Annotated in this window: 9 protein-coding genes and 1 pseudogene; 8 read left to right on the top strand and 2 right to left on the bottom strand. The window is 72.3% G+C overall.

Going from position 1 to position 7,852, the window contains the following annotated elements; all coding sequences use genetic code 11:
• A pseudogene (locus tag HMPREF0731_RS24825) lies at window positions 1–579 on the bottom strand (hypothetical protein); the annotation flags it as partial.
• Window positions 576–1,352 (bottom strand): phosphonate metabolism transcriptional regulator PhnF, encoded by a 777-nt coding sequence (gene phnF / locus HMPREF0731_RS01365; RefSeq protein ID WP_007002192.1) that lies wholly within the window; start codon window positions 1,350–1,352, stop codon window positions 576–578. The gene phnF and the pseudogene HMPREF0731_RS24825, both read right to left, overlap by 4 nt.
• 104 nt (window positions 1,353–1,456) lie before the next feature.
• Here phnF and phnG point away from each other — a divergent pair, with 104 nt between their 5' ends.
• The 8 genes from phnG to HMPREF0731_RS01325 are packed head-to-tail and all read left to right on the top strand — an operon-like array spanning window position 1,457 to window position 7,750.
• The gene (gene phnG / locus HMPREF0731_RS01360; protein WP_007002191.1) at window positions 1,457–1,918 is read left to right on the top strand and encodes a phosphonate C-P lyase system protein PhnG; all 462 of its coding nucleotides are present in this window, start codon (window positions 1,457–1,459) and stop codon (window positions 1,916–1,918) included.
• Entirely contained in the window at window positions 1,915–2,484 is a 570-nt protein-coding gene (gene phnH, locus HMPREF0731_RS01355) for a phosphonate C-P lyase system protein PhnH (RefSeq protein WP_007002190.1), read from the top strand. The genes phnG and phnH overlap by 4 nt, the downstream gene beginning before the upstream one ends.
• 3 nt (window positions 2,485–2,487) lie before the next feature.
• Window positions 2,488–3,606 carry a carbon-phosphorus lyase complex subunit gene (locus HMPREF0731_RS01350; RefSeq protein WP_007002189.1) on the top strand — a complete coding sequence of 373 codons (1,119 nt, stop codon included), beginning with the start codon at window positions 2,488–2,490 and terminating at the stop codon, window positions 3,604–3,606.
• On the top strand, window positions 3,603–4,475 hold the full coding sequence (locus HMPREF0731_RS01345; protein ID WP_007002188.1) for an alpha-D-ribose 1-methylphosphonate 5-phosphate C-P-lyase PhnJ: 873 nt from the start codon (window positions 3,603–3,605) through the stop codon (window positions 4,473–4,475). Before HMPREF0731_RS01350 ends, HMPREF0731_RS01345 begins: the two co-directional genes overlap by 4 nt.
• Complete coding sequence (phnK, locus tag HMPREF0731_RS01340) at window positions 4,472–5,245, top strand: phosphonate C-P lyase system protein PhnK (RefSeq protein ID WP_007002187.1); 774 nt, start codon at window positions 4,472–4,474, stop codon at window positions 5,243–5,245. The genes HMPREF0731_RS01345 and phnK overlap by 4 nt, the downstream gene beginning before the upstream one ends.
• A complete protein-coding gene (gene phnL, locus HMPREF0731_RS01335; RefSeq protein ID WP_007002186.1) occupies window positions 5,242–5,940 on the top strand; it encodes a phosphonate C-P lyase system protein PhnL in 699 nt (232 codons plus the stop codon). Before phnK ends, phnL begins: the two co-directional genes overlap by 4 nt.
• The gene (locus HMPREF0731_RS01330; protein WP_007002185.1) at window positions 5,937–7,076 is read left to right on the top strand and encodes an alpha-D-ribose 1-methylphosphonate 5-triphosphate diphosphatase; all 1,140 of its coding nucleotides are present in this window, start codon (window positions 5,937–5,939) and stop codon (window positions 7,074–7,076) included. Before phnL ends, HMPREF0731_RS01330 begins: the two co-directional genes overlap by 4 nt.
• On the top strand, window positions 7,073–7,750 hold the full coding sequence (locus HMPREF0731_RS01325) for a DUF1045 domain-containing protein (protein WP_007002184.1): 678 nt from the start codon (window positions 7,073–7,075) through the stop codon (window positions 7,748–7,750). The genes HMPREF0731_RS01330 and HMPREF0731_RS01325 overlap by 4 nt, the downstream gene beginning before the upstream one ends.
• Window positions 7,751–7,852 lie beyond the last annotated feature (102 nt).

The following is a 7,852-nucleotide window of genomic DNA, read 5'->3' as shown; positions in this document are numbered from 1 at the left end:
CAGCTCGCGCAGCCGCTCGGCCGGCACGCCGGCGCGCTCGGCGTATTTGGCGGCCTGCGCCTCGCCCTGCAGCTTGCGGGCGATGCCGGGGGTGTGGTCGTTGAAGGCCAGCAGATCGACCTCGCCGGCCGCGATCGCCGCCACCGCCTCGTCCAGGGCGGCGAAATTGTCCACCTCGAAGCGCAGATGCAGCCGCAGATCGGCGCCGAGCTGCGGCCGCGCCGTGGCGAGCGCCGCGCGCAGCCGGCGCCAGGCCTCGATGGAGCGCAGCCCCGGCTCCCAGGACAGCGTCACGCCGAGGAAGGCGGTGGTGATGCCGGCGGCCAGGATCTGCGCCGCGGAATCGCGCAGCGCCTGGGCCGCCGGGATGTCGATGCCGGGGCGCGGCTGGAATTGCCGCTCATGCGCATCGCCATGGATGTCGACGATGCCCGGCAGCACCAGCAGCCCGTCGGCGTCGAAGCGCCGCGCGCCCGCCTGCGCGGCGTCCGTCACGCGGCCCCCCGCCAGCGCCAGCGCGCCCGGCGCCAATGCCCCGCCCCGCAGCACCTCGCCGCCTTGGATGATCCAGCCCGTCACGCGCTTCGCTCCTGTGCCGCGTCCTCGATGACGATCTGCACGCGCCCGGCGGCGTAGCGCGACAGGGTGTAGTCGATCGGCCGCCCCTCGGGGTCGGCGTTCAGCGCCTCGGAGAGCATCACCGGGCGGGTGCGCGCCTGCTGCAGCGTCTCGGCCAGCTCGGCGCTCGGCATGTCGGCGGTCAGCCGGGTCCAGACTCGCCGGTAATCCGGCACGCCGCAGGCGGCCAGCGCCGCGGTGATCGAGGCGGTGTCGCGCAGGGCCGCCTCCAGCGCGGCGAAGCGCGGCAGCACGAAATGGTGCAGCCCGGCCACCACGGGGCGGCCATCGGCCAGGCCCAGCCGCTCCACCGCCAGCACCGGCCGGCCCGGGCGCAGCCGCAGCGCCTCGGCCACCGCCGGCTCGGCCGGGATCGTCCGCACCGAGAGGATGCGCCCCTCCGGCTCGCGATTCTGCGCCCGGATCAGCTCGGAGAAGCGGGTGCGCGGCCCGAGCGGGTAGTCCACCACATCCTCGGTGACGAAGGAGCCGCGCCCCTGCTCGATGCGGATCAGCCCGCGCAGCGCCAGGGATTCGAGGGCGCGGCGCACCGTGTGCCGGTTCACCCCGTGCTGGGCGGAGAGCGCCGATTCGGTGGGCAGCCTACTGCCCGGCGGGTGCTCGCCGCGGGCGATGGCCTGTTCCAGCGCCTGGGCGATCTGGCGCCAGAGCGAGACACCCTCGCCCCGCGCCAGCGCGGCGGGGTTCGGGTCGGTTCGGGGCGGCAGCGTCATGGAAACTTCAAACCCGCTCTCCAGGGTCCGTGGCAATTTTCGCGTTGACGCTAGCCTGACGGATATCTAGTTGTCTAGACGTCTCAACAACGCCGAAGGCTGCCGTGTCCGATCTCCCGCACGAAGAACGCCGCCGCTGGATGGGCATTCTCGCCCGCGCCAGCGCCGCGGCGATCCGCGCCCGGCTGGATGCCCATCTGGCCGATGCCCCGCCGCTTCCCGCCCATACCCGCCTGCGCGGCCCGGAGACGGGCCTGGTCATGCTGCGCGGCCGCGCCGGCGGCGATGGCGCGCCCTTCAACCTCTCCGAGATGACGGTGACGCGCTGCGCCGTCCGCCTGGATGACGGCACCATCGGCCATGCCTATGTGGCCGGGCGCGATTCGCAGCAGGCCGAGCTGGCCGCGCTGCTCGACGCCGCCTTGCAGGATGCCACCCGCCGCCCGGCCCTGCTGGAAGCGGTGATCGCGCCGCTCGCCGCCGACGAGGCCGAGTCCCGTGCCGCCGCCGCCCGCAAGGCGGCCGCCACCCGCGTGCAATTCTTCACCATGGCGACGATGCGATGATGCAGCCCGGCTTCACCGACCCCGTGCTGGACGCGCAATCCTGCTTCCGCGCCGTGCTGGAGGCGATGAGCCGCCCCGGCCTGGTGCAGCAGGCCGGCGCCGGCCTCACGCCGCCCGCCCCGCTCGCCCCCGCCACCGCCGCCGTGCTGCTGACCTTGGCCGATGCCGAGACGCCCATCTGGCAGGATGCCGGCGACGCCGCCGCCGAATGGCTGCGCTTCCATGCCGGTTGCCCGCTGGTCGCGGCGCCGGCGCAGGCCGCCTTCCTGCTCGCCACCGGCGCGCCGCCTTCCCTCGATAGCCTTGCGCTGGGCACCGATGAGGAGCCGCAGGCCGGCGCCACGCTGATCCTGCAGGTGGCGGCGCTGGAGCAGGCGCCGGGGCTGACCCTCTCCGGCCCCGGCATCGAGCACACGCATGCGCTGCGCGTCGATGGCCTGCCGCCGGGCTTCTGGGCGGCACGGCAAAAACTGCGGCCGCTGTTTCCGCGCGGCATCGACCTGATCCTCTGCGCCGGGACGCGGCTCGCCGCCCTGCCCCGCACCACACGCGTCACGGAGGGCTGAGCCATGGCCTATGTCGCCGTCAAAGGGGGCGAGGCCGCCATCGCCAACGCCCATGCCTGGCTGGCCGAGGCGCGCCGGGGTGACGCCGCGCTGGCGGAGCTGGAGGTCGAGCAGATCGAGCAGCAGCTGGGCCTCGCCGTCGACCGCGTGATGGCCGAGGGCGCCTGCCATGACCGGGGGCTCGCCGCGCTGGCCATCAAGCAGGCCCAGGGCGATCTGATCGAGGCTGCCTTCCTGTTGCGCGCCTACCGCACCACCCTGCCGCGCTTCGGCCATGCCGCGCCGCTGGACACGGGGGCGATGCGCATCCGCCGCCGCGTCTCGGCCACCTACAAGGATCTGCCCGGCGGGCAGGTGCTGGGGCCGACCTATGACTACACCCATCGCCTGCTGGATTTCGCCCTCGCCGCCGAGGGCGGGGCCGTGCCCCCCGCCCCGCAGGCGGCCGAGCCGCAGGAGCCCGCCCCGCGCGTGACCGAGCTGCTGGCCCGCGAAGGGCTGATGGCGCGCGACGCCGATGCGGGCGAGGAGCCCGCCGACCTGACGCGCCAGCCGCTGACCTTCCCCGCCGCCCGCCCGGCGCGGCTGCAGAATCTGGCGCGCGGCGATGAGGGCTTCCTGCTCGGCCTCGGCTACTCGACCCAGCGCGGCTATGGCAATGCGCATCCCTTCGTGGGCGAGATCCGCCAGGGCCATGTCACGGTGGGCTTCACCCCGCCGGAGCTCGGCTTCGAGATCGAACTCGGAGAAATCCTGGTCACCGAATGCCAGATGGTGAACCAGTTCCACGGCTCGAAATCCGAGCCGCCGCAATTCACCCGTGGCTACGGCCTGGTGCTGGGCGGCGGCGAGCGCAAGGCGATGGCCATGGCGCTGGTCGACCGCGCGCTGATGGCGGGCGAACTGGGCGAGGATCGCGTCGCCCCCGCGCAGGACGAGGAATTCGTCCTGATGCATTCCGACAATGTCGAGGCGACCGGCTTCGTCGAGCATCTGAAGCTGCCGCACTACGTCGATTTCCAGAGCGAGCTGGAAGTGGTGCGCCGCATGCGCGCCACCGCCGCCGCCCATGCCGCCCAGGCCGATGAGGCACGCGCGGCCGAGCAGGAGCTGGCCGAATGAGCCACGATCCCGGCTACAATTTCGCCTATCTGGACGAGAACACGAAGCGGATGATCCGCCGCACCCTGCTGAAGGCGGTGGCCATTCCCGGCCACCAGGTGCCCTTCGGCGCGCGCGAGATGCCGCTGCCCTATGGCTGGGGCACGGGCGGCATCCAGGTGACCGCCGCGCTGCTCGGCCCGCGCGACGTGCTGAAGGTGATCGACCAGGGGGCGGACGACACCACCAACGCCGTCTCCATCCGCCGCTTCTTCCAGCGCGTGGCGGGTGTGCCGACCACCACCCGCACGGCGGAGGCGAGCATCATCCAGACCCGCCACCGCATCCCGGAGCATCCGCTGACCGAGCGGCAGATCCTGGTCTACCAGGTGCCGATGCCCGAGCCGCTGTTCCGGCTGGAGCCGCGCCTGGCCGAGACGAAGCGCATGCACGCCCTGGCCGATTACGGGCTGATGCATGTCAGCCTGTATGAGAGCATCGCCCGCCACGGCCATGTCGCCACCGCCTACAGCTATCCGGTGATGGTGGAGGAGCGCTACCTGATGTCGCCCTCCCCCATCCCCGCCTTCGACAATCCGAAGATGCACCGCATGGCGGCCCTGCAGCTCTTCGGCGCCGGGCGCGAGAAGAAGATCTACGCCGTGCCGCCCTACACGGCGGTGCGCAGCCTGGATTTCGAGGACCATCCCTTCCGCCCGCACCGCGCCGATGCCTGCTGCGCGCTTTGCGGCTCCGCCACCTCCTATCTCGACGAGGTGGTGACCGACGACCAGGGTGGCCGCATGTTCGTCTGCTCCGACACCGACTATTGCGAGGAGCGCCAGGCGGCCGCGCCGGCCGAGGCCCAGGCCACGGAGGAAGTGGCATGAGCGCGCCGCTGCTCGAGGCCTCCGGCCTCCGCCTCGCCTTCGGCGCCGTGCGCGCGCTGGACGATGTCGCGATCGACATCCATCCGGGCGAGGTTGTCGCCATCGTGGGCGAATCGGGCTCCGGCAAGTCGACCCTGCTGCGGGTGCTGTCGGGCCAGATGCGCCCCGATGCCGGGCGCGTCGCCTACACCGCGCCCGATGGCACCGGTCATTCGGTGCATGAGATGGGCGAGGCCGCCTTGCGCCGGCTGATGCGCACCGATTGGGGCTTTGTCCACCAGCACGCCCGCGACGGCTTGCGCATGGGCGTCTCCGCCGGCGGCAATGTCGGCGAGCGGCTGATGGCCATCGGCGCCCGCCACTATGGCAACATCCGCGACGAGGCGACCGAATGGCTGCGGCGGGTCGAGATCGACCCGGGCCGCATCGACCATTTGCCGCGCACCTTCTCGGGCGGCATGCAGCAGCGGCTGCAGATCGCCCGCACTTTGGTCACCCGCCCGCGCCTGGTCTTCATGGACGAGCCGACCGGCGGGCTCGACGTCTCGGTGCAGGCGCGGCTGCTGGATCTGATCCGCGCCCTGGTGGCCGATCTCGGCATCGCCGTGCTGCTGGTGACCCATGACATCGCCGCCGCCCGGCTGCTGGCCCACCGCATCCTGGTGATGCGCCACGGAAAGGTGGTCGAGCACGGGCTGACCGACCGGGTGCTGGACGACCCGCAGCACCCCTACACGCAACTCCTTGTCGCCTCGGTGCTGGCCGCATGACCCCCCTCCTCTGGACCGAAGACCTCGGCAAGGACTTCACCCTGCATCTGCAGGGCGGCACCCGCATCCCTGTGCTGCGCCATGTCGACCTGGCGGTGCAGCCGGGGGAATGCGTGGCGCTCTCCGGCCCCTCGGGCGCCGGCAAGTCCACCCTGATGCGCTGCCTCTATGGCAATTACGGCGCTGGTTCCGGCCGCGTCATGCTGCGCCATGGCGGGGAGGCAGTGGACCTCACCACCGCCGATGCCAGGCAGGTCCGCGCCATAAGGCGCGACAGCCTGGGCTATGTCTCCCAGTTCCTGCGGGTGATCCCCCGCGTGCCCTGCCTCGACATCGTGGCCGAGCCGCTGGTGGCCCGCGGCGTGCCGCAGGCCGAGGCGCGCGACCGCGCCCGCGCCCTGCTGCTGCGGCTGAACCTGCCGGAGCGGCTGCATGGCCTGCCGCCCGCCACCTTCTCCGGCGGCGAGCAGCAGCGGGTCAACCTCGCGCGCGGCTTCGCCCCGTTCTACCCTGTCCTCCTGCTCGATGAGCCCACCGCCAGCCTCGACGCCGCCAACCGCGAGGTGGTGATCGGGCTCATCGCCGAGGCCAAGCAGGCCGGCGCCGCGATCATCGGCATCTTCCACGATGTGGAGGTGCGCGACCGCGTCGCCGACCGTCTCTTCGAAGTACTGCCCATCCAGGACGCCGCATGACCGCCGAGACCATCCTGACCAATGCCCAGCTGGTGCTGCCCGATCGCGTGGAGCCCGGCACGCTGCTGCTGCGGGAGGGCCGCATCGCCGAGATCCAGCCCGGCCTCAGCCACGCCCCCGGCGCCATCGACCTGGAGGGCGACTACCTGATCCCCGGCGTCATCGACGTCCACACCGACAATCTGGAACGCCAGGTGCAGCCGCGCGCCCAGGCGCGCTGGCCCTCGCGCTCGGCCTTCATCTCGCATGACGCGCAGACGGCGGCCGCCGGCGTCACCACCGTGCTGGACGCGCTCTGCCTCGGCGATCTCGGCTTCGATGCCGAGCGCAACCAGACCTTCCTGGACGGGGTCGAGGATCTCGACGCGCTGGTGCCGACCGGCCTGCTGAAGAGCGAGCACTATCTGCATCTGCGCTGCGAGCTGCCGGCCGAGGACATGCTGCCGCTGCTGGAGCCGGTGGCGCACCACCCGGCCGTGCGCATGGTCAGCCTGATGGACCACACCCCGGGCGGCGGCCAGTATGCCGATATCGAGCGCTACCGGCAGATGCGCATGCGCGGCGGCAAGGCGGTGGAGGAGGTCGACCGCCGCATCCAGGAACTGACCGAGCAGCGCGCCCGGCTGCGCGCCCCGCAGCGGCGCCGGCTGCTCGACCTGTTCGGCGGCCGCGGCATCGCGCTCGCCAGCCATGACGACTGGGATGAGGAGGAGATCGCCGAGAACGCCGCCGATGGCGTGCTGATCTCGGAATTCCCGGTCTCCATGCTGGCCGCCCAGGCGGCGCGGCGGCATGGCATGAAGATCATCGCCGGGGCGCCCAACATCGTCCGCGGCGGCAGCCATTCCGGCAATGTCGCGGCGGCCGATCTGGTGCGCGAGGGGCTGGTGGACGTCTTCGCCAGCGACTACGTGCCGCCTGCCATGATCGAAGCGGTTTGGCGCAGCATCGACGAGAACGGGCTGTCCATCCCCCAGGCCGTTGCCACCATCACCGCCGCCCCGGCCGACATGCTGGGCATGGCGGACCGTGGCCGCATCGCCCCCGGGCTGCGCGGCGATCTGGTGCGCATCCGCAGCCTGGGCAAGATCCCGGTCGTCCGCTCCGTCTGGCGCGCCGGCGAGCGCGTGGCGTGAGCGCCCGCCTCGCCCTCTACTGGGCGCCGGAAATCTCCGACCCGCTGCACCAGGCGGCCTCCGCCTGGCTGGGGCGGGACGCCGAGACCGGCGCCACCCTGCCCCAGGCGCCGCTGCCGGGTGTGGACATCGCCGAGGTCACCGCCGATGCGCGCAACTACGGCTTCCACGCCACGCTGAAGCCGCCTTTCCGCCTGGCGGGCTCCTATGCCGAGGCGCGCGCCGCCGCCGCCGCGCTGGCGGCACGCACCCGGCCCTTCGCCCTGCCGCCACTGCGGGTCGCCGATCTCGACGGCTTCCTGGCGCTGCGCGAGGCCGAGCCCTGCCCGGCCCTGCACGCCTTCGCCGATGACTGCGTGCGCAGCCTGGACGCGCACCGCGCCCCCGCCACCGAGGCCGAGATCGCCCGCCGCCGCCCCGAGCGCCTGGCCGAGCGCGAGCGCGCCTATCTGGCCGAATGGGGCTACCCGCATGTCTTCGAGGCCTGGCGCTTCCACCTGACCCTGTCGCGCCGCCTCTCGCCGGAGGAGATGGCGGTGGTGCGGCCGGCGGCGGAGGCGGCGCTGGCGGAGATCGCGGGCGTGCCGCGCGCGGTGCGCGAGCTGTGCCTGTTCACCCAGGCGGGGCCAGGGGCGCCGTTTCTGGTGGCGGAGCGGCTGAGGCTTTTGGGGTAAAAGAAAGACGTTCTTTTTTGAAAAAAAGAACCAAAAAACTTTTGTCAGTTGGCGTCCCGCTTGTGGCCTGAGGCGGGACGCCAAACGGAAAGAAAGTCTTTT

The organism is Pseudoroseomonas cervicalis ATCC 49957 (assembly GCF_000164635.1).
Lineage (GTDB): Bacteria > Pseudomonadota > Alphaproteobacteria > Acetobacterales > Acetobacteraceae > Pseudoroseomonas > Pseudoroseomonas cervicalis.
The sequence above is the reverse complement of the archived record's forward strand: the minus strand, read 5'-3'. Positions and strand labels throughout refer to the sequence as shown.